Origin of the sequence: Brevibacillus fluminis, assembly GCF_052072235.1 — a bacterium.
Classification (GTDB): domain Bacteria; phylum Bacillota; class Bacilli; order Brevibacillales; family Brevibacillaceae; genus Brevibacillus_D; species Brevibacillus_D fluminis_A.
This window is the reverse complement of sequence record NZ_CM125436.1, coordinates 5,504,264-5,526,937: the sequence shown is the minus strand read 5'-3', so window position 1 is coordinate 5,526,937 and position 22,674 is coordinate 5,504,264. Positions and strand designations below refer to the sequence as shown.

Annotated in this window: 23 protein-coding genes; 22 read left to right on the top strand and 1 reads right to left on the bottom strand. The window is 50.9% G+C overall.

Annotated features, from left to right (window positions below):
• Nucleotides 1-73 precede the first annotated feature (73 nt).
• From ACTID9_RS26990 to ACTID9_RS26965, 6 genes are all read left to right on the top strand, one after another.
• Nucleotides 74-442, top strand: a complete 369-nt coding sequence (locus ACTID9_RS26990; protein ID WP_441068472.1) for a hypothetical protein — start codon at nt 74-76, stop codon at nt 440-442.
• A gap of 211 nt (nt 443-653) precedes the next feature.
• Entirely contained in the window at nt 654-2,567 is a 1,914-nt protein-coding gene (fliD, locus tag ACTID9_RS26985; protein ID WP_441068470.1) for a flagellar filament capping protein FliD, read from the top strand.
• Nucleotides 2,568-2,594: 27 nt separating this feature from the next.
• The gene (gene flaG, locus ACTID9_RS26980; RefSeq protein ID WP_441068468.1) at nt 2,595-2,948 is read left to right on the top strand and encodes a flagellar protein FlaG; all 354 of its coding nucleotides are present in this window, start codon (nt 2,595-2,597) and stop codon (nt 2,946-2,948) included.
• 44 nt (nt 2,949-2,992) lie between these two features.
• A complete protein-coding gene (fliS, locus tag ACTID9_RS26975; RefSeq protein WP_441068466.1) occupies nt 2,993-3,370 on the top strand; it encodes a flagellar export chaperone FliS in 378 nt (125 codons plus the stop codon).
• A gap of 29 nt (nt 3,371-3,399) precedes the next feature.
• Nucleotides 3,400-3,765 (top strand): flagellar protein FliT, encoded by a 366-nt coding sequence (gene fliT, locus ACTID9_RS26970; RefSeq protein WP_441068464.1) that lies wholly within the window; start codon nt 3,400-3,402, stop codon nt 3,763-3,765.
• Between the two features lie 67 nt (nt 3,766-3,832).
• Nucleotides 3,833-4,165, top strand: coding sequence for a hypothetical protein (locus ACTID9_RS26965; protein ID WP_441068462.1), 333 nt, complete (start codon nt 3,833-3,835; stop codon nt 4,163-4,165).
• Nucleotides 4,166-4,254: 89 nt separating this feature from the next.
• Here the strand turns inward: ACTID9_RS26965 and ACTID9_RS26960 are convergent, their stop codons facing one another.
• A complete protein-coding gene (locus ACTID9_RS26960; protein ID WP_441068460.1) occupies nt 4,255-4,455 on the bottom strand; it encodes a polyribonucleotide nucleotidyltransferase in 201 nt (66 codons plus the stop codon).
• 109 nt (nt 4,456-4,564) lie between these two features.
• Between ACTID9_RS26960 and ACTID9_RS26955 the strand changes: the two genes are divergently transcribed.
• The 16 genes from ACTID9_RS26955 to argF all read left to right on the top strand — a co-directional run bounded on the left by ACTID9_RS26955 (nt 4,565) and on the right by argF (nt 22,438).
• Nucleotides 4,565-5,386, top strand: a complete 822-nt coding sequence (locus tag ACTID9_RS26955) for a motility protein A (RefSeq protein ID WP_441068458.1) — start codon at nt 4,565-4,567, stop codon at nt 5,384-5,386.
• Nucleotides 5,376-6,140, top strand: a complete 765-nt coding sequence (locus ACTID9_RS26950) for an OmpA family protein (protein WP_441068456.1) — start codon at nt 5,376-5,378, stop codon at nt 6,138-6,140. Before ACTID9_RS26955 ends, ACTID9_RS26950 begins: the two co-directional genes overlap by 11 nt.
• Nucleotides 6,141-6,405: 265 nt before the next feature.
• Complete coding sequence (locus tag ACTID9_RS26945; RefSeq protein ID WP_441068454.1) at nt 6,406-7,188, top strand: basic amino acid ABC transporter substrate-binding protein; 783 nt, start codon at nt 6,406-6,408, stop codon at nt 7,186-7,188.
• 228 nt (nt 7,189-7,416) lie between these two features.
• A complete protein-coding gene (locus ACTID9_RS26940) occupies nt 7,417-7,614 on the top strand; it encodes a cold-shock protein (RefSeq protein ID WP_441068452.1) in 198 nt (65 codons plus the stop codon).
• A 198-nt stretch (nt 7,615-7,812) separates the two neighbouring features.
• Nucleotides 7,813-8,361, top strand: a complete 549-nt coding sequence (gene hpf, locus ACTID9_RS26935; RefSeq protein ID WP_441068451.1) for a ribosome hibernation-promoting factor, HPF/YfiA family — start codon at nt 7,813-7,815, stop codon at nt 8,359-8,361.
• A gap of 114 nt (nt 8,362-8,475) precedes the next feature.
• A complete protein-coding gene (gene secA2, locus ACTID9_RS26930) occupies nt 8,476-10,998 on the top strand; it encodes an accessory Sec system translocase SecA2 (RefSeq protein WP_441068449.1) in 2,523 nt (840 codons plus the stop codon).
• A 53-nt stretch (nt 10,999-11,051) separates the two neighbouring features.
• Nucleotides 11,052-12,168, top strand: a protein-coding gene (gene prfB / locus ACTID9_RS26925; RefSeq protein WP_441068447.1) for a peptide chain release factor 2 whose coding sequence is annotated in 2 segments (ribosomal slippage) — nt 11,052-11,132 and nt 11,134-12,168 — 1,116 coding nt in all. Because the reading frame shifts where the segments join, the coding sequence is not laid out codon by codon here.
• An 84-nt stretch (nt 12,169-12,252) separates the two neighbouring features.
• The gene (locus ACTID9_RS26920; protein WP_441068445.1) at nt 12,253-12,984 is read left to right on the top strand and encodes a glycerophosphodiester phosphodiesterase; all 732 of its coding nucleotides are present in this window, start codon (nt 12,253-12,255) and stop codon (nt 12,982-12,984) included.
• Nucleotides 12,985-13,107: 123 nt separating this feature from the next.
• Nucleotides 13,108-13,377, top strand: coding sequence for a YciI family protein (locus tag ACTID9_RS26915; protein WP_441068443.1), 270 nt, complete (start codon nt 13,108-13,110; stop codon nt 13,375-13,377).
• A 96-nt stretch (nt 13,378-13,473) separates the two neighbouring features.
• Nucleotides 13,474-13,839 carry a cytochrome c551 gene (cccB, locus tag ACTID9_RS26910; protein WP_441068441.1) on the top strand — a complete coding sequence of 122 codons (366 nt, stop codon included), beginning with the start codon at nt 13,474-13,476 and terminating at the stop codon, nt 13,837-13,839.
• A 161-nt stretch (nt 13,840-14,000) separates the two neighbouring features.
• Nucleotides 14,001-15,041 (top strand): N-acetyl-gamma-glutamyl-phosphate reductase, encoded by a 1,041-nt coding sequence (gene argC, locus ACTID9_RS26905; protein ID WP_441068439.1) that lies wholly within the window; start codon nt 14,001-14,003, stop codon nt 15,039-15,041.
• Between the two features lie 18 nt (nt 15,042-15,059).
• The gene (gene argB, locus ACTID9_RS26900; RefSeq protein WP_441068437.1) at nt 15,060-15,845 is read left to right on the top strand and encodes an acetylglutamate kinase; all 786 of its coding nucleotides are present in this window, start codon (nt 15,060-15,062) and stop codon (nt 15,843-15,845) included.
• Nucleotides 15,846-15,849: 4 nt separating this feature from the next.
• Nucleotides 15,850-17,034, top strand: coding sequence for an acetylornithine transaminase (locus tag ACTID9_RS26895; RefSeq protein WP_441068435.1), 1,185 nt, complete (start codon nt 15,850-15,852; stop codon nt 17,032-17,034).
• 146 nt (nt 17,035-17,180) lie between these two features.
• Nucleotides 17,181-18,290, top strand: coding sequence for a carbamoyl phosphate synthase small subunit (locus ACTID9_RS26890; protein WP_441068433.1), 1,110 nt, complete (start codon nt 17,181-17,183; stop codon nt 18,288-18,290).
• Nucleotides 18,283-21,522 (top strand): carbamoyl phosphate synthase large subunit, encoded by a 3,240-nt coding sequence (locus tag ACTID9_RS26885; RefSeq protein ID WP_441068431.1) that lies wholly within the window; start codon nt 18,283-18,285, stop codon nt 21,520-21,522. The genes ACTID9_RS26890 and ACTID9_RS26885 overlap by 8 nt, the downstream gene beginning before the upstream one ends.
• A complete protein-coding gene (gene argF / locus ACTID9_RS26880; RefSeq protein ID WP_441068429.1) occupies nt 21,467-22,438 on the top strand; it encodes an ornithine carbamoyltransferase in 972 nt (323 codons plus the stop codon). Before ACTID9_RS26885 ends, argF begins: the two co-directional genes overlap by 56 nt.
• The last annotated feature ends 236 nt before the right edge of the window (nt 22,439-22,674 follow it).

Sequence of the window (22,674 nt, the reverse complement as noted above, 5' to 3'; positions counted from 1 at the left end):
CGAATTCGCCGATACATTAAAAGAGAGAATCATGGATTTTACTCATCGCAAACGGGGAAGGGAAGTTTAAACGATGGAAAAATATATAGATGTGATAAAGCAAACGCTTGAGTTATCCGAGACAGGATTAGAGGGGTTGCAACACATGCAGGCACAAATTGAAGAGGGCTTTTTTGAACAATCATTAACGCTATTTACAGATGTACTTGCTGCTCATTTTGAAATTGAAAAATCTGTCGCTCTCTTTTCTGAAAATCTCCCTGAAAATAAACTTTCTGTAATTTCCCAACAATTAAATGAAGCTGCAGTTGAATTGGCAGAAACCTATGAAAAAGGGGAAAGAAGTGCTTTGGGCGATGTATTGGGAATAAAGGTCATCCCACAGTATACTGAATGGAAAGAAGAACTCTATCGTTGTTTGCATCCTTACGTTGTAGCGTAAACGATATGATTGCCGTTCATCTAAAATTATTGGTATAGGTAAATATTCAAACAGCAAATATTGTTACCCCGACTCATTGTTACCAGAGAGTCGGGGTATTTTCTCATAACCGTCATCGAACCTAAATCTTTCCTCTCAATTATCCGATAACATAAATGTGAAGAAGTGCTTGTCAAGCATACGGAAGATATGAATTGTAGGAGGAATAACCTTGGTAACTCGAATAAACACAGGGGTCTCAGGACTGGATATAGACAGCTTGGTCAAACAATTAATGACAGCCGAGCGAGCACCTTTAGACAAGCTTAAACAGCAAAAACAACAACTAGATTGGCAACGAACGGATTATCGGGACATGAACACATTGCTTTCTGGATTGCGTGATGCGGCCTCGAAGATGCGGTTGCAATCGACCTATCTGAGTAAGAAAGCTACAAGCTCCGATGATACAAGTGTAACAGCTACGGGTTCGCCTAATGCTGCAGATGGAACCTACAAATTAAAAATTAAATCACTGGCTACCGGCGCATCACTTACATCCGATGATGTTACAGCGACAAGCGCAACCAATCCTACGGGAAAAGGCGATTTATCTGCCAAGATGGGTGTTTCGACAACACTCACTATTACCGGCGATAAGGGAAATGCCACCATTAAAATTGATAAGGATGATTCGTTAGCAACTGTTATTGCGAATATCAATGCAAAAACGAATGCGACTGGCGTACGTCTCAACTACGATGTGAACGTAGACAGGTTGATGTTTGTTTCCACAAATACCGGAAAAGATGCAAAAATCCAAATTACATCCACTGATTCTACCTTCTTAACCAGTAAAATGAAATTGAACACTGCGGCAACTGCAAGCGAAAAGGCGCAAACCATCATTGGCTCACAAACCTTTTCCATTACCTCAAAGGATAAAGAAGGAAATGACGTTACGACGATCACAAGCGATGCTTTTGTTAATAGTAAACTTGAAGCTGAACAAAAATTAACGGTCAAATATGGCACAGATTCATACGATTTCACAGTTACAAATCGCACTACACTTCGTCAATTAATGGACCAGGTAAATTCATCAGCTCTCGGAAAACTTGGTGTTTCTTTTACGATGGATGACAATGGGAAAATCAACATTTTTAATCCGGATCAGACAAAAACAGTTTCATTTGAAGATGGTACTAGTGATGACGTTGATATTGTAAGTAACCTTGGTTTGAAATCTTCCAGTGTAACAGTGAAGGGTGATATTACTTATACCAAGGTAGCTGGTCAAGCAGGCAAGGATGCAGAAGTTACGTACAATGGAATCGATACAACGTTCTCAAACAATACATTCTCCTTAGACGGAATTACGTTCCGAGCATTAAAAGCTGACCCTGCCAAAGAGCTATCTGTAACCATTACCCAGGATGTAGACACCGTATTTGATGCGATTAAGTCATTCATCGATAAATACAATGAAGCGATCGAAAAAATCGATACGAAAACAACAGAAAAAAAATACCGCGATTTCCTTCCTCTAACCGAAGATCAGCGTAAAGCTATGAGTGACGACGATATCAAGTTGTGGGAAGAAAAAGCGAAGAGTGGAATGCTGCGCGGAGATATGGTGCTCACAAGTGCACTGAGCAACATGAGAAGCGATTTTTACAACACAGTAAGTGGGTTAGGCAGTGGACAGATTAACCAACTGACACAAATCGGCATTCAAACCGGTGACTACACTGAACGTGGAAAACTCACGATCAAAGATGAGGATGCCTTGCGCAGTGCCATTGCTTCTAATCCGGACCAAGTTATGCGACTCTTTACACAGGATGATACAACGGCAAAGATGTCATCAGGTGATGGTATTGCCAGAAGGATCTACGATCGTCTTGATGATGTCATGAAAACCATTACCAAAAAAGCTGGTTCTGCCAAAGATCTTGCAGACGATAGCACATTAACCAAATCAATGGCGGATCTCGATAGTCGTATATACGATATGACCCAATTAATGACTGACAAAGAAAATGCTTACTACAAGAAATTTAGCGCAATGGAAACGGCATTGAGCAAATTAAACGCACAAAGCTCATCCTTGTTGCAAGCCTTGACACAAAACCAATCCAATTAAATAAATAATCAATTCTGAGGAACGAAGGTGAATAAAGTGGAAATTCGTAATGATCAGGTGTATGCAAAACTGGCTTCCTCACATCAAGGTGGCACAGTGAAGGATTTTCCTAACGATGCGGATAAACCGCAAGAAAGCGAGGCTGATAAGCAATACACTTCCAAAGAAATAGGCAAAGCTGTAGATAACCTGAACAAATTATTAGAATCCAATCAAACCCACCTAAAATTCAGAATGCATGATAAACTGAAAGAGTATTATGTGGAAATCATCAATGACGTCACCGATGAAGTCATCAAAGAAATTCCATCAAAGAAACTGATGGATGTCGCAGCAAAGATTCAAGAGATGGTAGGCTTATTGGTCGACGAAAAAATGTAAAGAGCTAGACTCCGTTATCTGTTAACGTGGAGAGGATGAACGTCATGCAGCACAATGCACTGAATACGTACCAGTCTAATGCAGTAACAACAGCGACACCGGGTGAACTTACACTAAAGTTATACAATGGGGCAATCAAATTTATTAAGCAAGCAAAGGTCTCGATCGAAGAGAAAAATTTTTCGAAAGCGCATGAATTCAACATTCGCGTACAAGACATCATTGGCGAGCTGATCATCACCATGAATCGCGACATTCCCATTTCAGCCCAACTGCTTACCATGTACGACTACCTGTTACACCGCTTGGTAGAAGCCAATCTAAAGAAAGAGATCGCTGTCCTTGATGAAGTGGAAGACTTCCTCACCCAATTCCGTGATACGTGGAAGGAAGCCATGCAGTTGGCCAAGGCTGCTAAATAGATAGCTCGATGACAGCGAGCCACAACGATATGGAAGAACGATTGAACCGGTTGCTGAAACTGACGGAAACGTTGCAGGAGCATGTTTTACACAAGCGTGATGAGCCAGATCTTTGGGTCCAGATCCTAGATGAGCGGGAACAGGTGGTTCAGGAGCTGCAAGCTTATAGCCAATTCGGTCATTCACTGCATGAATCTCATCAGCAGATGATTGGAAAAGTCCTGAAAATTGATGAGCAACTAAGACCAGTAATAGAGGCAGCAAAAAAAGAGGTTGGGGACCAGATTAATCGGATGGAACGCAGCAAGCTGGCGAAAAAACAATACGCGGAAGCCGACCATTATGGTGGCTACGACGATTATGGCTACAGCCACTTCTTCGACCAAAAAAAATAACATTATGTTCCCATTTCTTGCCCCATCACTCCTTGCTATACTAGAACGAAAGGAAGGATGTGATCGGATGCAAGACGAGATTTTTTCATTGCTGCGTGCCATACGGGAAAGTCAGGAAGTCACCAATTCCAAATTAGAGGCACTTACTTTTGACGTAAGACGACTTGAGGGGGAAGTAATCGGTCTCAAGCAAGAAGTAGCCTGTCTCAAGCAAGAAGTAGTCTGTCTCAAGCAAGAAGTATCCGAACTCAAACAAGAACAAATTCAATTCAGTAACCGATTGGACCGTTTTGAACAACGTTTCGACAACATGGAAGCAGACTTCAAAGTCCTGTACCAGGACTACCGCTTCATAAAGCGCGACATCCAAAAAGTGAAAGACGCTCAAGGGCTATTATAAGCACACTATAAGCATGAACACGAAAAAACGGTCGAACACTCGACCGTTTTTCCTCTGTCCGAATGAATCTTAAACAGCCAAGGATGATGCTAGATGCTTACGTCCAGTCGTTGCCCCAACGTCGGATGAGGCGCAGCTGCACTCGCCTGTACCCCGGCCGTAGCAGTCGCCATATCCTGAATCATGGCCGTCGCCTGTGCGACCTGCGTAGCCTGCTGCGTCTTCAAAAGATTGATCCCCATTGTTTGGCGAAGTTGAAACAGCGGGCTGTCAATCACGCTTACGTCCATATCGGTTGCTCCTTCCCATTGTCAAAGTCTTACAATATTAGTATCGGACTCGCCTCTGCTATAATTGAGGGGTCTGTATTTTCGAAGGATTCGGATGGTGAACCACACGATGAAGTTTTCAACCAAACGCCGCTCGCTGCTTCTGATCGCGATCGTGGCGCTCATTTTGATCCACGCGGTATACCTCAACGGCAGCATAAAAGACTTGTTCAACGTAACAGCGATTGAGCTTGTTCTTCTCTCCGTTGTCATTTCCTATGCGATCAAGCGCAAGCATTTGCAAATCAAACCGTTGCTCCATCTGCTGATCCACGGCAAAGAAACCAACCTGGAATTGACCATCAAGCGCTTCTATTATTATGCGCTGGTCCAAAAAGAACAGGGTCACATCGAGCTGGAGCATGAGCTGGAGAAAGAGGAAAATTCTTTTGTCCGCCGCGGCAGCTTGCTGGCCATCGAAGGGGTGCCGGAGGATGAGCTGCGCCTGATCCTGGAGAATGAGCTGAAAGGGGAGCAGTACCGTTATCAGCAGATGGGGGGCTTCTTCCGCCTTGTCGCCTTGCTGGCCCCGGGGATGGGGCTTGTCGGGACGCTTTTGGGGATGACAGGGGTGCTCAAGACGCTGTCCGACTTTTCCCACACGGGCTACAGCCTCAGCTCCGCCGTCGTAGCTACGCTGTACGGGGCCTTGCTGGCCAATATGTTCGCGCTTCCGTGCTACTACCGGTTAATGGATATTTACGACCGCGAGATGTTCGAGAAGCGGCTGTACATTGAGGGTTGCATCGGTTTGCAGCGCAGGGAGATTCCGCGCGTCCTGTTTGAAAAGCTGAATTCGTTCCTGCCGTCAGACCAGAAGCTGGTGCTGGTGAAGGAGCCTGGCAGCAGCAAAGGAACGATTGAAAGGCAGGAGCAAAGCTATGCAGGATGACCGTCTGTACGACGAAAAGGAGCTGGAGAAAAGCTGGCTCCTCAGCTACAGTGACTTGATTACGCTGCTTTTTGTCATTGTGGTGGTGATTGCGGCGGTATCGTCTGTCCAAATGAAAGAAAAGATGGAGCAGGTCAAGCAAGCGCAGGACAAGCAGGAGCAGCAGGCAAAAGACATGTCGAACGAAATCGGCATTTTTGAAGCCAAAAAGAAAAAGCTGGAGCAGGAAATCACCGCCCTGCAAGCCTCTCGGGACCAGCTGGCGGCGACGACGAAGCCGGTCAAGACGGAAGTCGAGCACCATGAGAAGAGCATGGAGACGATGAAAACCCAGCTGTCCGGGGCGCTCCACGAGTTCAACATCGATTTCGCGGAGACGGATGCGGGCCTTGTGATCCGTTTGCCGGAAAAAGTTTTGTTCAAAAGCGGCTCTGCTGACCTTGAAGAGGATGGAAAAAAAGCGGTGGGGGCGATCGCTTCCATTTTGCAGAAGTTCCCGAACTTGCTGCGCATCGAGGGGTATTCCGATAATACGCCGATTGTCCACAGCCCGTATCGGACCAACTGGGAGTTATCCTCAGCCCGGGCGCTTTCGGTCATGCGGGAAATGGTCGATACATATACGCTGCCGCCGACCCGGTTTGTCATTGCTGGATGGGGAGAGCAGCACCCGCTGACGCCCAATCTGACACCGGAGCAGCAGGCGGAAAACCGCCGTGTCGAAATTGTGATTCTCCCTGAAAAAGAAGAGTGAAATATTTGGAGTTTTCTAATAAAATAATAATGAAAAAATTCAGTTACCCAAAGGAGTGATGCCCAGCTTGTGCACAACTATCTGTGGATAATGTGAACAACTCTGTGGAGAAGGCAAAAATAGCGAACTGGATATGTGGACATCTTGGGGAAACTTTACATAAGTTTTACACAATGCGAGTTGGTTCGACAAACTCAGTTTATCAATACGCCGGAATATGGGCAAAATGTGGGAGAACGAAGAGAGTGTTTTAGGGGGCAATTCAATGACCGGAAAAAAGAGAGGTTCTCTCCTTCCCCTGGCAGTAGGTTTGGGTTTGTTGCTGGCAAGCTGTGTAAGCGGGTGTTCTCCCCAATCTGGCAATGCGTCCGAGAAGGTTTATGTGGTGGGGACGGACGCGGCTTATCCACCATTTGAATCCGCCGAGGGCGACGGTTTTGCCGGATTTGACATCGATGTCATGAATGAAGTCGCGAAAGCAGCCGGATTTCAGCTGGAATGGAAAAATACCGGATGGCCCTCGTTAATCACTGACCTGTATGAGGGGAAGGTGGATATCGGTATGTCGGCTATTTCCATCACGGACAAGAGAAGGGAAGCCTTTGATTTTTCCGATCCGTATTTCGAGGCCAACCAGTTGATTCTGGTGACAGAGGATTCTCCCATTAGCAAGCTGGCTGATCTGCAGGGAAAGCAGATCGGTGTACAAGCGATGACAACCGGTGAAGATATTGCAAAAAAAGCGTTTGGCGACTCTTATGCAGGCATCAGGAGCTACAAGGAAATGCCATCCGCCGTCAATGATTTTTTAAGTGGGCGGCTCGATGCAGTCATTGGTGATAACGGCGTTATTATTTATTATGCGACCAAAATCAAAGATAAAAAGTTTAAGCTGATCAAAGACGAAGCTTTTCCAAAGGAAAGGTACGGCATCATGGTGAAAAAGGGAAACCTTGAGTTGGTGCAAAAGATCAATCAAGGATTGCATACGATAAGAACCAATGGCACGCTGCAAAAGCTTTACGATCGTTATTTCCAGCAGCAATAGTGTCGAATCATGCCGACGGGTCGGGTGCTTTTCGACAAGCTCCCGACTTATGTCGAGCCAGGGGTGACGGTATCCGGGAATCGACAAAATACCGTATAATCCTTGAAAATCAAGGCTCGCAAGCGCTGATCTTGTCATTTGACTTGGGCGCGAGGCTAGTGATATATTCGACTCATGAGACGGACATCCAGTCTCACACAAGTTTGTAAACAGAAAGGAATGTATTGCATGCTAGGGAAAGTGAAATGGTTTAACGCTGAAAAGGGTTACGGTTTCATTGAACGTGAAGATGGCGGCGATGTATTCGTGCATTTCTCGGCCATTAAAGCAGAAGGTTTCAAATCTCTTGATGAAGGACAAACTGTTGAATTCGACATCGTTGAAGGGGATCGCGGCCCACAGGCGTCCAACGTTTTGAAGCGCTAAGTGTAACCGCTTACTCGACTGATAAAAAGCCCTCCGGTACAAAACGCCGGGGGGCTTTTGTATGTAGCACAAAGAGGGATGAACTCACTGAATTGGTAGAAAAACCACAATAATTTTCGCAGAAAAAAACAGAATCAAGCAGGATTTTTCCTCCGTCCGCCGAATACATATACCATAGACGGAAGGAGGTTTGATCCCATGAACTTCAATATTCGTGGTGAAAACATTCAGGTTACTGACGCACTTCGTGATTACGTCGAAAAGAAAGTCGGCCGTCTTGACCGCTATTTCGACACTAGCGATAGCATCGAGGTAAATGTAACCATGCACGTCCTCCGAGGAGAAGGCACCATCGAGGTCACCATGCCGATGACCGGCGTTATCATTCGCGCCGAGGAAACGGATGCTGATATGTATGCTGCCATCGATTTTGTTGTGGAGAAGCTGGAACGCCAAATCCGCAAGCATAAAACCAAACTGAATCGTAAGCTGCGTCTCGTGGCAAACAGCAGAGTTTGGGTACCAGATGCCGAAGCAGCGGCAACGCTGGCAGAAGAGGAAGATGTCGATATCGACATCGTTCGCACGAAGCGCTTCAACTTGAAGCCGATGGATGCAGAAGAAGCGGTCATGCAAATGGATATGCTGGGCCATAGCTTCTTTGTCTTCCAAAACAGTGAAACAAACGATGTGAATGTAGTATATCGCCGACACGATGGCAAGTATGGTTTAATTGAACCGAAATAACCAAATAACCGATCAACCAACAGGGAGTTGCGACTGGCAACTCCCTTTACTTGTTGTAGGGTTTTTATTTTGTTAAAATATTGACTTAGGATTAGTCAGAGAGGGGCGACCCTAATGTTAGGGCTTGTAAAGAAGATATTCGGTGATAGCAACGAACGTGAAGTCAAGAAGATGTTCAGACGTGTTGAGAAAATAAATCAAATGGAACCAGAGTATGCCGCGATGACCGATGACCAGCTCCGCGAGAAGACGGCGGAGTTCAAGGCGCGCTTGGCAAACGGGGAAGACCTGGACAAGATTTTGAACGAGGCGTTCGCTGTCGTGCGCGAGGGCTCCAAGCGCGTGCTGGGTATGCGCCACTTTGACGTGCAGCTGATCGGTGGTATGGTGCTTCAGGAGGGCCGCATCGCCGAGATGAAGACAGGGGAAGGGAAAACCCTCGTTGCGACGCTCGCAACGTACCTGAACGCCTTGCTGGGCAAAGGCGTCCACATTATCACAGTCAACGATTACTTGGCGGAGCGCGACTCCTCGATCATGGGGCAGCTGTACAACTTCCTCGGTTTGACCGTCGGGTTGAACAAGCACGGCTTGACGCCGGAAGAAAAACGCGCGGCTTACAACTGCGACATCACATACGGTACCAACAATGAGTTCGGTTTTGACTACTTGCGCGACAACATGGTGCTGTACAAAGAGCAGATGGTGCAACGCCCGCTGTTCTTTGCGATCATTGACGAGGTGGACAGCATCCTGATCGACGAGGCGCGGACGCCGCTGATTATTTCCGGTGCCGCCAATCGTTCCAATGAGCTGTACTACATTTCCTCGCATTTCGTGAAGCGTCTGGAAGCAGAGACGGACTATACAATCGATGAAAAGCTGAAAATCGTCTCCTTGACCGACGAAGGCGTAAGCAAGGTAGAAAAAGCATTCAATATCGATAACTTGTACGATACGGCGCATATGACGCTGAACCACCACATCATGTCTGCGTTGAAAGCCCAGGTGCTGTTCAAACGCGATGTCGATTACGTGGTGCAGGACGGCGAGGTTATCATCGTAGACGAGTTTACCGGCCGTCTGATGGTCGGCCGCCGCTACAGCGAAGGGCTGCATCAGGCGATCGAGGCAAAAGAAGGACTGAAGGTGCAAAGCGAGAGCATGACGCTTGCGACCATCACCTTGCAAAACTATTTCCGTATGTACCAAAAGCTGTCCGGCATGACCGGTACCGCCAAAACGGAAGAAGAAGAGTTCAAAAAAATCTACGGCCTGGATGTGGTGGTCATTCCGACCAACCGTCCGATCCAGCGTCAAGATTTGCCTGACCTGATCTTTAAAACGGAAGCGGCCAAGTATCGCGCGGTCGTGAACGAAATCGTGGAGCGCCACAAAAAAGGACAACCTGTCCTTGTCGGTACGATCTCCATCGAAAACTCCGAGCGGCTGTCCGTGATGCTCCGCCAAAAAGGCGTGCCGCATAACGTGCTGAACGCCAAGCAGCATGCTCGCGAGGCAGAAATCATCGCACGCGCCGGCCAATACGGTGCGGTTACGATCGCAACCAACATGGCGGGCCGCGGTACCGACATCCAGCTGGGGGAAGGCGTCGCTGAACTCGGCGGTCTGCATATTTTGGGGACGGAGCGCCATGAGAGCCGCCGGATCGACAACCAGCTGCGCGGTCGTGCGGGTCGTCAAGGTGATAAAGGTTCCTCCCAGTTCTTCTTGTCGTTGCAGGATGAATTGATGCGCCGGTTCGGTGCTGAAAATATCATGAACATGATGGACCGTCTCGGCATGGAAGAAGATATGCCGATCGAAAGCCGCCTCGTTTCCCGTGCCGTAGAATCGGCACAGAAGCGCGTGGAGGGCAGCAACTTTGACGCGCGTAAAGTGGTTCTGCAATACGACGATGTCATGAACCAACAGCGCGAGGTCATCTACAAGCAGCGCCGCGATATTTTGGAGAAGGAGAATCTGCGCGATGTCGTGCTGGGCATGATCAACAGCGTGATCGAACGCAACGTGGAAGCGTACTGCCCGAAAGAAGAAGTGCCGGAAGACTGGAAGCTCGACGAGTTGGTGGAAGCTGCAAACAATGGCTTCCTGCGCGAGGAGACAGTGACGCTCAAAGATCTGAAAGGCAAGGAAGCGGAAGAAATCACGGAATTCCTCAAAGCGGAAGCGGAGCGCCAGTACAATGCGCGTGAAGCCGAAATTCCTGAAATGATCCGCGAGTTCGAGAAAGTGGTCGTGCTGCGTGCAGTCGACAGCAAATGGATGGATCATATCGATGCGATGGAACAATTGCGTCAAGGGATTCATCTGCGCGCTTACGCACAAAACGACCCGCTGCGTGAATACCAGTTCGAAGGATTTGAGATGTTCCAGGCGATGGTGGCGAGCGTCGAGGAAGAAGTGGCGATGTACATCATGAAAGCGGAAGTCAGCCAAAACCTCGAGCGTCAGGAAGTCATCAAAGGCCAGGCGGGAGGTCAGGAAAGCCTGAAAACAAGCGGGCCATCCGAGCAGCCGCCGGTCGGTGACAACGACGAAGAAGATCATAAGAACCGTGCGCAGCGCCGCGCAGCCGATCAGGAAAAGAAGCGTAACCTAAAGCGAATTCGTTAATGCAGCATAGCATAGAGAGTGAGCGGTAGTTTGAGGAGAAGGTGGTTTTGCCCATGGCTTTGATTGATGTAGCAGACGTAAAGCAAGAGATGGCCAGCATGGCTAAGCGATTAGCGGATATTAGGGGGTCTCTTTGACCTCCCTGCCAAGCAGGAGCGAATCGGTGAGCTGGAAGACAAAATGCTGTCCCCGGATTTCTGGGATGACAACGATGCTGCCCAGAAGACGATCAGCGAGCTGAATGTCCTGAAATCACTGGTTGAAACGATGCAAAAGCTCGACTCTTCCTATGATGATCTGCAGATGATGCTGGAGCTGGCGGTGGAGGAAGGCGATACGTCCCTGATTCCGGACCTGTACCAGAGCGCGCAGGATTTGAAAAAGGAATTTGAAGGCTTTGAGCTGGAGCTTTTGCTCAGTGACCGATACGATAAAAACAATGCGATTTTGGAGCTTCACCCGGGTGCGGGCGGCACCGAGTCGCAGGACTGGGCCTCGATGCTGCTGCGCATGTATACGCGCTGGGCAGAGGCCAAAGGGTTCAAGGTGGAGACGCTTGACTATCTGCCTGGGGATGAAGCGGGCGTGAAGAGCGTAACCCTCTTGATCAAGGGGTACAATGCGTACGGATACCTCAAATCGGAAAAAGGCGTCCATCGTTTGGTGCGCATTTCTCCATTTGACTCGTCCGGCCGACGCCACACGTCGTTTGTTTCGTGCAATGTCCTGCCGGAAATCGAGAACGACAACGAAGTGGAGATCCGGTCGGAGGATTTGAAGATCGACGTATACCGTGCGAGCGGTGCGGGCGGTCAGCATATCAACACGACCGACTCCGCCGTGCGGATTACCCACTTGCCGACCAACATCGTGGTGACGTGCCAAACCGAGCGCTCCCAGATCAAAAACCGCGAGCGGGCGATGAAGATGCTGGCTGCGCGACTTTTTGAGAAGAAGCGCGAGGAGCAGGAGAAAGAACTGGCGGCGATCCAGGGCGAGCAGAAAGACATCGCGTGGGGAAGCCAGATTCGCTCGTACGTTTTCCATCCGTACAGCATGGTGAAAGACCACCGCACAAGCGCGGAGACAGGCAACGTGCAGGCGGTCATGGACGGCGACCTGGATATGTTCATCGACGCTTACCTCCGTTCTCAAATGAACCATGGGTAAATAAAATAAAGTGACGCCGAGAAGCTGCCTTATGACGAATAGGGCGGCTTCTTTTTGTTGGCAAACCGGGAAAGGATGAACGATATGAAACGAATACCTATCGTACTTGCACATCGCGGTGCATCAGCGAATGCGCCGGAGAACACGCTGGCCGCATTTCGGGAAGGGCTTGCCCAAGGAGCGCAAGGCGTCGAGCTGGATGTGCATCTGACGGCAGATGGCAAGCTGTGCGTAATCCACGATCATGAGCTGGGACGGACGACGACAGGGAGCGGGCTTGTGCACGAAAAAACGATGGAGCAGCTGAAGCAAGAGGATGCAGGGGGCTGGTTTGGTCCGGCATTTGCGGGCGAACGAGTTCCCGAGCTGGATGAGGTGCTGGCCGTGTTTCCGGAAGGGCATCTGATCAATATCGAGATCAAAAGCGGTCCGGTGCGCTATCCCGGCATTGGGCGGAGGGTGGCAGAAGCGATCGGGGACTGGAAAGAGAAGCATCGGTTACTCATCTCCTCATTCGATCATCAGGTGTTAGAAGAGGTGTATCAGACGGAGCCGGCGCTTCCTCTCGGCCTTTTGTTTGAAGCCCGCCTTTACCGATTGGAGAGCTATATCCAGAGCTTGCCGTATCCTGTCCATGCCGTGCACGTCTGGCATCATCTGGTGGATCACGAGCTTGTGGAAGAGGCGCATAAGTTGGGCCTGCTTGTTTTACCCTATACCGTAGATCATGAGCACGATGTGGCCCGGCTTGCTGAGGCTGGGGTGGATGGCTTGATCAGCAACGGACCCGGCCGAGTTCTTTCTCTCCTTACATAAGCGGGAAGTTCACTAGAATGTGACACCCAAACCAGACAGTTAGTGTTATACTGAACACGAATGATATGCAACATTTACCAATCACCCAGTCAAGTTCTGCAAGGTGGAAACGGAGGCGTAGTCATGTTGTATGTAGCAAATTTGCCAATCGTGGATCAAGAGTTGAACGCCAAGGTGCGTCCTGCTCACCTCGACTATATCAATGACCTGTTTTTGAAAGGGCAAGTGGTGATGGCTGGCCCATTCACCGACAAGCTCGGGGGAATGGTGATTTACAAAGCCGATTCGTTCGAAGAAGCCAAACGCTTGGCAGAAGCAGATCCTGTTATTGTCGAGAAGGCACGTACGCTGGAATTGCGCGAGTGGAACGCACTTGACTTGCCGCTCAAGTAACCGGTTTATCGGCAGGGTGTTCGTATATCTTTTGCCATGAGAGGGATACTGATACCGTCATCTGTTTATCCGTATGACGATAAGAGGGGGAAGACGATGAAACGTGTAATGGGACTTGCACTGGCAGGGCTGTTGGCGATTTCGCTCAGCGCTTGCGGCGGCAATCAAGCGGCACAACCGCCAGCAGAGCAAAAGCCTGCGGAAACACCAGCAGCAGGCGGAACAAGCAATGCAAGCGTAGACGCTGCAAAAGCGGAAGCGACTTTTAAAAACACCTGTGCCGGCTGCCATGGCCAAAACCTTGAAGGGATTGTCGGTCCGAATCTGCAAAAAATCGGTGGACAGCTGTCGAAAGACCAAATCCTTGAAATCCTGAAAAACGGGAAAGGCGGCATGCCGCCAAACCTCGTTTCAGGTGCAGATGCCGATAACATCGCGGCGTGGCTGGCTGAAAAAAAATAGGCGAAACCAAAAAAACGTCCATTCCCGACAATTGTCGTGCGAATGGGCGTTTTTTTGTCTTTTGCACGGACAAGTTTTCAAATAGCGGAAAAGTGATTGAATCTATGTTGCATTTTTATTATCATAGTTGTATAAAAATACAACGAATGGAGACGTGCTGTATGTTGCGTGCAGGAATTATCGGCGCCACCGGTTATGGAGGCGTTGAATTGATCAGGCTGTTGTCGATGCATCCGGAGGTGGGCAGCCCGCGTGTTTATTCCAGTTCCTCGGAAGGAACGGCTCTCGCTTCTCTCTTTCCCCATCTTCATCAGGTGGAGCTGCCTCTTTTGGAAGCAATTGATGTCCCATCGATCGCTGAAAATAACGATGTGGTGTTTTTGGCGACACCTGCCGGGGTAAGCGTACAGCTGACGCCGCAGCTGCTGCAAACGAATGTCAAAGTGATCGATTTGTCCGGCGATTTGCGGCTGAATTCGGCCGAACAATACCAAACCTGGTATAAAAAGCAGCCTGCCGATGCCCAGACGGTAGAGCAGGCGGTGTACGGCTTGCCCGAGTATAACCGTGAGCTGGTCAAGCAAGCGCAAGTCATCGCCAATCCGGGCTGCTATCCGACTGCCACGCTGCTGGGCTTGCTTCCGCTGGCAAAAACCGACTGGGTGGCCCCTGAAACATGGATTATCGATGCCAAATCGGGCGTTTCCGGAGCTGGCCGCGGTGTTTCGCTTGGCGTTCATTACAGCGAGCTGACCGAATCGATCAATGCTTATAAAGTCGGCCAGCATCAGCACACGCCAGAGATCGAGCAAGTGATTCAAGAGCAGACCGGCAAAGCGCTCTTTGTTCAATTCACGCCCCATCTGGTGCCGATGACGCGGGGCATACTGGCGACGATCTATGTGAAGCTGAAAAAACAGGTAAGCGCGGCTGAACTGCAAGAATATTACGAATCCGTCTATGCGGATGAACCGTTCGTGCGCATTCGACCGTTCGGCGGCCACCCTCGCACCAAAGAGGTGTCCGGCTCCAACTTCTGCGACATTGCACTTCATCTCGACGAACGGACCGGCCGTGTCATCATCCTCTCTGTCATTGACAATTTGATCAAAGGGGCAGCGGGGCAGGCCATCCAAAATATGAACATCATGTGCGGATTTGAGGAGACTGCGGGTCTTCCCAAGGTGCCGCTTTACCCATAGGAGACAGGAGGGTGCTTCATGGCATCGCTGATTGTAGTAAAATGCGGCGGCAGTACGATGCAAGAGCTGCCGGATGAGTTTTTTGCCACCATTGCCAAACTGAAGCAGGACGGCAAGCAAGTGGTGATTGTGCACGGCGGAGGCCCTGCGATCAATCATCTGTTAAAGAAGCTGGCGATTGAACCCCAATTCATCGATGGGCTGCGCGTGACGTGTGAGGACACCATGCGGGCGGTCGAGATGGTTTTGGCCGGGTCAATCAACAAATTCCTCGTTCGCCGTGTCCAGCAAGCAGGCGGGAAGGCATGGGGAATGAGCGGCCAGGACGCCGGCGTCATCATCGCGAAGAAGACAGCGAAGCCGCTGGGGCTGGTCGGCGAGATCGAGCAGGTGAACAAAGAGCCGATTCTGGCGGTGCTTGCGGCAGGTTGCATTCCGGTGATTGCGCCATTGGGGATCGCAGCGGATGGATCGGCGGTTTTTAACATCAACGCCGATGTGGCGGCCGGGGCAATTGCCGCAGCCCTGTCAGCCGACAAGCTGATGATGATCACGGACGTTCCCGGAATCCTCGAAACGCAGGAGGACGGCACCAAAACGGTCAAGGCGGAAGCCGATTCCGAGGAGATTAAACAGATGATTAACAGCGGCGTCATCTATGGCGGCATGATTCCGAAAGTCACATCGGCGCTTGATGCGCTCGGCCAGGGCGTGAAAGAGGTCGTGATTTGCAAAGGAACCGCTGAAGATTTGCTAAAAGCTTTTGCGAATGAAAAAACAGGCACATCGATAAAAGGAGCGTGAGTCCATGGATACGGCGGAATCAGTATGCAATTTGATGAATAACTATGCGAGATGGTCCATCCGTTTGGTGAAAGGCAAGGGTAATGCGGTTTGGGACGAGGCGGGCAAAGAGTATCTGGACTTCACCTCCGGAATCGCCGTGGCGTCACTCGGGCACGTACCCGATTCGGTCGCAAAGGCGCTGCATGAACAGGTGGATGCGCTGTGGCATTGCTCCAATCTGTTTGAAATTCCGGTTCAGGAAAAGCTTGCAGCCAAGCTCGCAGACTTGTCCGGCCTGGACGGTGTTTTCTTTTGCAACAGCGGCGCGGAAGCGAATGAAGCGGCAATCAAAATCGCCCGCCGCTACGCGCAAAAGGTGAAGCAAACGGATCGCTACGAGGTGATCACGTTCGAGCAGTCGTTCCACGGCAGAACGCTGGCGACGTTGACTGCAACCGGTCAAGCCAAAGTAAAGGAAGGATTTGCGCCGCTGCCAGAAGGGTTCGTCACGGTGCCATATAACGACAGCGAGGCATTGAAGGCGGCGATCACGGACAAAACTTGCGCCATCATGCTCGAGTTGGTTCAAGGGGAAGGCGGTGTCCATCCGGCGGAACAGGCGTGGGTCAATGAGATTCGCGAGCTGTGCGACGCTCATGATCTGGTTCTGATCGTCGATGAGGTGCAAACGGGCATCGGCCGCACAGGCACATGGTTCGCCTTCCAGCAGTACGGCATCAAGCCGGATGTCGTATCACTGGCGAAAGCGCTGGGAAGCGGCTTTCCCGTCGGGGCCATCATGGCGGTGGGGAAAGTCGCCGAAGCGTTCGCGCCCGGCTCGCATGGCTCCACATTTGGCGGCAATCCGCTGGCGATGGCAGCGGGCCTTGCAACCGTAACGGAGATCGAGGAGCAAGGATATTTGCAAAAAGTGAATCAATTGCATGACGTATTAGTCGGAGAGTTGAAGCAGCTGCAAAGCCTGTATGCAGACAAGGTGATTGATGTGCGCGGGCTGGGGCTTTTGCTGGGACTGGAGCTTAGCGTGCCGGTCGCCGACATTCTCGCGTACATGAGGGAAAAAGGCGTGATCTTGCTGCAGGCGGGACCGCAAGTAATCCGCATGCTCCCGTCATTTGTGACGACGGAAGCGGAAATCAAGCAGGTGATCGCGCTGTTAAAAGAAGCGATCGAACAAACCGCATAGCGATAGACGAATGCAACGAATTGGCGCACTTGCAAAAATTCGTTGCATTTTTATTAATCAAACTGTATAATCATTCATAACAAAGCATATGTATGCAACGTGATGAATATATATAGATCGAAAGGGAGCAAGGAGAGGAGATGGCCATGGTGGATTCACATTCTAAATCATACGGGCCCGGATACCTGACGTTGGAGACAGGGGACGTATTTGCAGGTCAATTGTACGGTGCGCCGTTGGAGACGAGCGGCGAGGTTGTGTTTATTACAGGGATGACCGGTTATCAGGAAGTGATGACCGACCTGTCGTTCGCAGGACAGATCGTGACATTCACATACCCGCTGATCGGAAATTACGGAATAAACGATTTGGACAACGAAGCGCAAAAACCTGCTCTGTCCGGCATGATTGTAAGCGAACTGTGTGAAGAACCGAGCCATTTCCGCTCCAAGCACTCGCTGGCGGAAGCCGCTTTGCATTACGGGTTCCCGATTCTATCCGGAATCGATACGCGCACGATTACCAAAATGGTGCGGGCGACCGGTGATTTGTTCGGGATCATTTCCGATAAACCGCTGACAGTCGAAGAAGTAGCAGCAGCGCGCAACAAACATGCGAAAAAGTCGCTGGTAGCCGATGTTTCCTGCCAAAAGCAGGAGCATTATCCTGGCAAAGGCGAGCATGTCGTTCTGATCGATCTGGGCATGAAGAAATCGATTCTCGACTCGCTTCTCGCTCTGGGCTGCAGCGTGACCGTCGTGCCGTTCGATACGACATTCGCCCAGATTCAAGCCTTGAAGCCGGATGGCCTGGTTTTTTCCAACGGTCCTGGCGACCCTGCCCACCTCACCGCCTATTGCGCGGAGTGGCGAAAAATGGCGGAAGCGTATCCTACGCTCGGCATTTGCCTCGGCCATCAGATGATCGCGCTGATGTATGGCGCGAAAACGGGACGCCTTGCCTACGGCCACCGCGGCAGCAACCATCCGGTGCGCGAGCTTGCGACCGGCAAAGTGTATCTCACTTCACAAAATCACGGATACGTCGTCAAGGACGATACCATTGATAAAAAACAGCTCGCCATCACGTATGTGAACGTCAATGATGGCTCTGTCGAAGGCGTGCGCCATTTGCAGCATCAGATCATGAGCGTGCAGTTCCATCCGGAAGCGCATCCTGGACCGTCTGACACCGGGCATATTTTCAACCAATTCATACAATCCATGCAAGTGATAGGAGCCAAGCATTATGCCTAAGATCGAACACATCAAGAAAGTGCTAGTCATCGGCTCTGGCCCGATTGTGATCGGTCAGGCGGCTGAATTCGACTACGCTGGAGCACAAGCCTGCCTTTCTTTGAAAGAAGAGGGCGTGCAGGTCGTTCTCGTAAACAACAACCCGGCTACCATCATGACAGATGAGCAGGTGGCCGATAAAGTTTATCTCGAACCGCTGACGGTTGAATCGTTGACAGCCATCATCGCCAAGGAGCGTCCGGACGGCTTGCTCCCGACGCTTGGCGGCCAAACGGGCTTGAATCTGGCTGTCTCGCTGTCAGAGGCGGGCGTTTTGGAAAAATACCAGGTAAACCTGCTGGGAACGCCGCTTTCCACTATTCAAAACGGGGAAGACCGCGAGTTGTTCAAGCAGCTGATGAAAAAAATCGGCGAGCCTGTACCGGAGAGTGAAACGGTAGAGTCTGTGGAGGATGCGGTCCGTTTCGCTACTTCCATCGGTTATCCGGTCATCGTGCGCCCTGCTTTCACATTGGGCGGCGCGGGCGGCGGAATTGCCGACAACGAGGCACAACTGCTGGAAGTAGCTACCCGTGGCCTCGACGCGAGCCCGATCAACCAAGTGCTGATCGAACGCAGCGTCAAAGGCTGGAAGGAGATCGAGTACGAGGTCATGCGCGACGACAATGATACGTGCATCATCGTCTGCAACATGGAAAACCTCGATCCGGTCGGCATTCACACCGGCGACAGCATCGTCGTGGCGCCATCGCAAACATTGACGGATCAGCAGTACCAAATGCTTCGCAGCGTTTCGACCAAGGTGATTCGCGCGCTGGGCGTTGTGGGCGGCTGCAACATTCAATTCGCATTGGACCCGTATTCGGATCAATATTATTTGATCGAAGTGAACCCACGGGTAAGCCGCTCAAGCGCGCTGGCTTCCAAAGCGACCGGCTATCCGATCGCACGGATTGCGGCGAAATTGGCGTTAGGCTACCGTCTGGATGAAGTGCTGAACCCGATCACCGGATACACGTATGCCAGCTTTGAGCCGGCTTTGGACTATGTGGTAGTCAAAATCCCGCGCTGGCCATTCGACAAGTTCCCGTTGGCAGACCGCTTGCTCGGTACGCAAATGAAAGCGACCGGTGAAGTGATGGCGATTGCCCGCAATCTCGATGCAGGCTTGTTGAAGGCCGTGCGCTCCTTGGAGCTTGGCTGCATTCATCTGGAGCGTGCAGACGTGGCCGCTCTGTCCAAGGATGAACTGACCCTGGCGCTGAAAGACGCGTCTGATCTGCGCCTGTTCGCGCTTGCGGAAGCGATGCGGAAAGGCTTTACCGAAGAAGAGATCCAACAAATAACCGGTGTCGATCCGTTCTTCCTGCGCTGCATCGCCCGGATCGTTCGCACCGAGCAGCAGCTTGCCGCAGCAGGATGGGACAACATCTCGGCGGAAACGCTGGCAGCAGCCAAAAAGCAAGGCTTCGCCGACCAGACGATCGCCCAACTGACAGGCGTCGACGCCGCGACCGTACGAGCGAAGCGCAAGGAGTTCGGACTTACGCCAAGCTATAAAATCGTAGATACGTGCGCAGCTGAATTCGATGCGCAAACGCCTTACTACTACTCAACCTGGCAAGGCGCAGACGAAGTGGCTGACATTGACGGGCAAAAAGTGATGGTGCTTGGCTCGGGGCCGATTCGGATCGGGCAAGGGATCGAGTTCGACTACTGCTCGGTTCATGCAGCCAAGTCGCTGCAAGCCAAAGACATCGCGGCGATCGTCGTGAACAACAATCCGGAGACGGTCAGCACGGACTACGAAACAGCGGATCACCTTTATTTTGAACCGCTTACGGTAGAAGATGTCTTGCATGTGGCCGAACGCGAAGGCGTAAAAGGCGTCATGGTCCAGTTCGGCGGGCAGACCGCGATCAATCTGGCACAACCGTTGGCAGAAGCCGGAATGACGATCATGGGCACGTCCCTCGCTTCCATTGACATGGTGGAAGACCGCGAGCTGTTTTACCAAATGCTGCGCGATCTGGACATCCCGCACATTCCTGGCCGCGGTGTGGAATCGCTCGCGGGAGCGCTTGAAACAGCTGAGGAGATCGGCTATCCGGTCTTGCTGCGCCCCTCTTACGTAATCGGCGGTCAAGGCATGATCGTCGTTCAGGACAAAGTGGAATTGACGACAGCCGTAGAAGGCTGGCTCAACAATCAATTGATGAAGAGCTTTTTCCCGCTCTTGGTAGATAAATATATTCCTGGCATGGAAGTCGAAGTGGACGCTGTCTGCGACGGTACCGATGTGCTGGTTCCAGGCATTTTCCAACACGTCGAAAAAGCAGGCGTGCACTCCGGCGACAGCATGGCGCTCTTCCCGGCGCCGAATTTGACAGAAGGGCAAAAGACGACACTGGTCGATTACGCCAAACGGATCGCTGAGAAAATGCAGGCGGTGGGGCTGATCAATATCCAGTTCGTCGTGGCGGGCGACATGATTTACGTGCTTGAAGTGAACCCGCGCGCGTCCCGAACCGTGCCGATCGTAAGCAAAGTGACAAAGGTGCCGATGGTCGAGCTGGCTGTTCGGGCACAATTGGGGGAAAAACTCGCAGCGATGGGTTACGGAACAGGGCTTTTGCCCGAGATTTCGTTTGCCGTCGTCAAAGCGCCAGTCTTCTCCACGATCAAGCTGAACGGCGTCGATCCGGTGCTCGGACCGGAAATGAAATCGACCGGCGAAATTCTCGGCTTGGGGCGCACGTTTGAAGAAGCGGCGGCCAAAGCGTTCCGGTTCAAGGACTCATCGTATCCGAAGCTTGTGCCAAACGATACGCTGTTCATTTCGCTCGCTGACGATGATAAAGCGAAGCTGGTGGCATCTGTAACCGAACTGCACAAGCGAGGCATCCGCTTTGCCGCAACCAAAGGCACGGCGTCATGGCTGCAAAACGCAGGCGTGGCTGTCACAGCCATCGTTGAAAATGAGCAAGATTTTGGCCAATTGATCCAATCGGGCGGCCTGACGCTCGCTTTCATTACCGCAACAAAAGGAAACCGGCACGGACGTACAGGGTTCCGGCTCCGCGGTTTGGCGGTGCAAAAAGGAATCCCGCTGTTCACGGCTGTTGAGACATTCGAGCTGTATGTGGCTTCACTGACGAAAAAGGAGGGTGACAATCATGATGAATGTGAAGATATTGGAACATTATCAAAAATTGCAATCGCAAAGCCTTAAAGGAAAAGATGTGCTGCGCGTCGACGAGTTTACCGGAGAGGAACTGTCGTACCTGCTCCAATCTGCGTTGCAGTTAAAAGAGATGCAGAAGAACGGCCATCTGTATCAACCGCTCAAAGGAAAAACGCTGGGGATGATTTTTGACAAGGCTTCTACCCGCACGCGCGTTTCTTTTGAAGTCGGCATGTACCAGCTGGGCGGTTTGGCGATGTTCATGAGCGGAAAAGAGTTGCAACTTGGGCGCGGCGAGCCGATCAGCGATACCGCGAAAGTGCTGTCCCGCTATGTCGATGCCATCATGATCCGTACCTATTCCCATGCTGATGTGGAACTGCTGGCGGAGCATGCATCGATTCCGATCATCAATGGTTTGACCGACCGCTTCCATCCATGCCAGGCGCTCGCCGACATGCTGACCATCCTGGAGCACAAAGGCAAGCTGGAAGGCGTCAAGATGGCGTATCTGGGAGACGGCAACAATGTGGCTGCCTCGCTGGTGCTTGCTGCCGCTGCTTTGGGCGTGGAGGTCCGCGTGGCGACGCCGAAAGGCTATGAGCTGGAGGCCGAGGTAGCGGAACAGACCAAGCTGCTGGCTGCGAAGAGCGGCGCCAAGGTCATTTTGACCAACGACCCGCAAGAAGCATCTTCCGGTGCCGACGTCTTGTACACCGATGTTTGGACCAGCATGGGCTTTGAAGCGGAAAACGAGATTCGCCTGAAAGCTTTTGCGGATTACCAAGTGAATGAGCAAATTGCCAAACTGGCTGACCCGGATCATCTGTTCATGCATTGCTTGCCTGCCCACCGTGGCGAGGAAGTGACAGCAGGCGTGATCGATGGACCGAACTCGGTTGTATTTGATCAGGCTGAAAATAGACTGCATGCGCAGAAAGCGATTTTGGCGGCAGTTATGTAAGGAAATTGAAGCGGTTCCCTCCCATTTGGACGGAACCGCTTTTCTTCGGGAAATTTGGATAATATAGGTCTAGTGAACTATTATCCTATTACCTAATTCTTTGTAAGATGAAGATACAACAAGATTTGCAATTATCATCTTTGTAAAGAAAGCGTTTTCGAATTCTTGTCGTATGGGAGGAGAGCCGTATGAAAAAAGTATTTTTCGCTGTACTGGTTGTTGCGGGCATCGTAGCA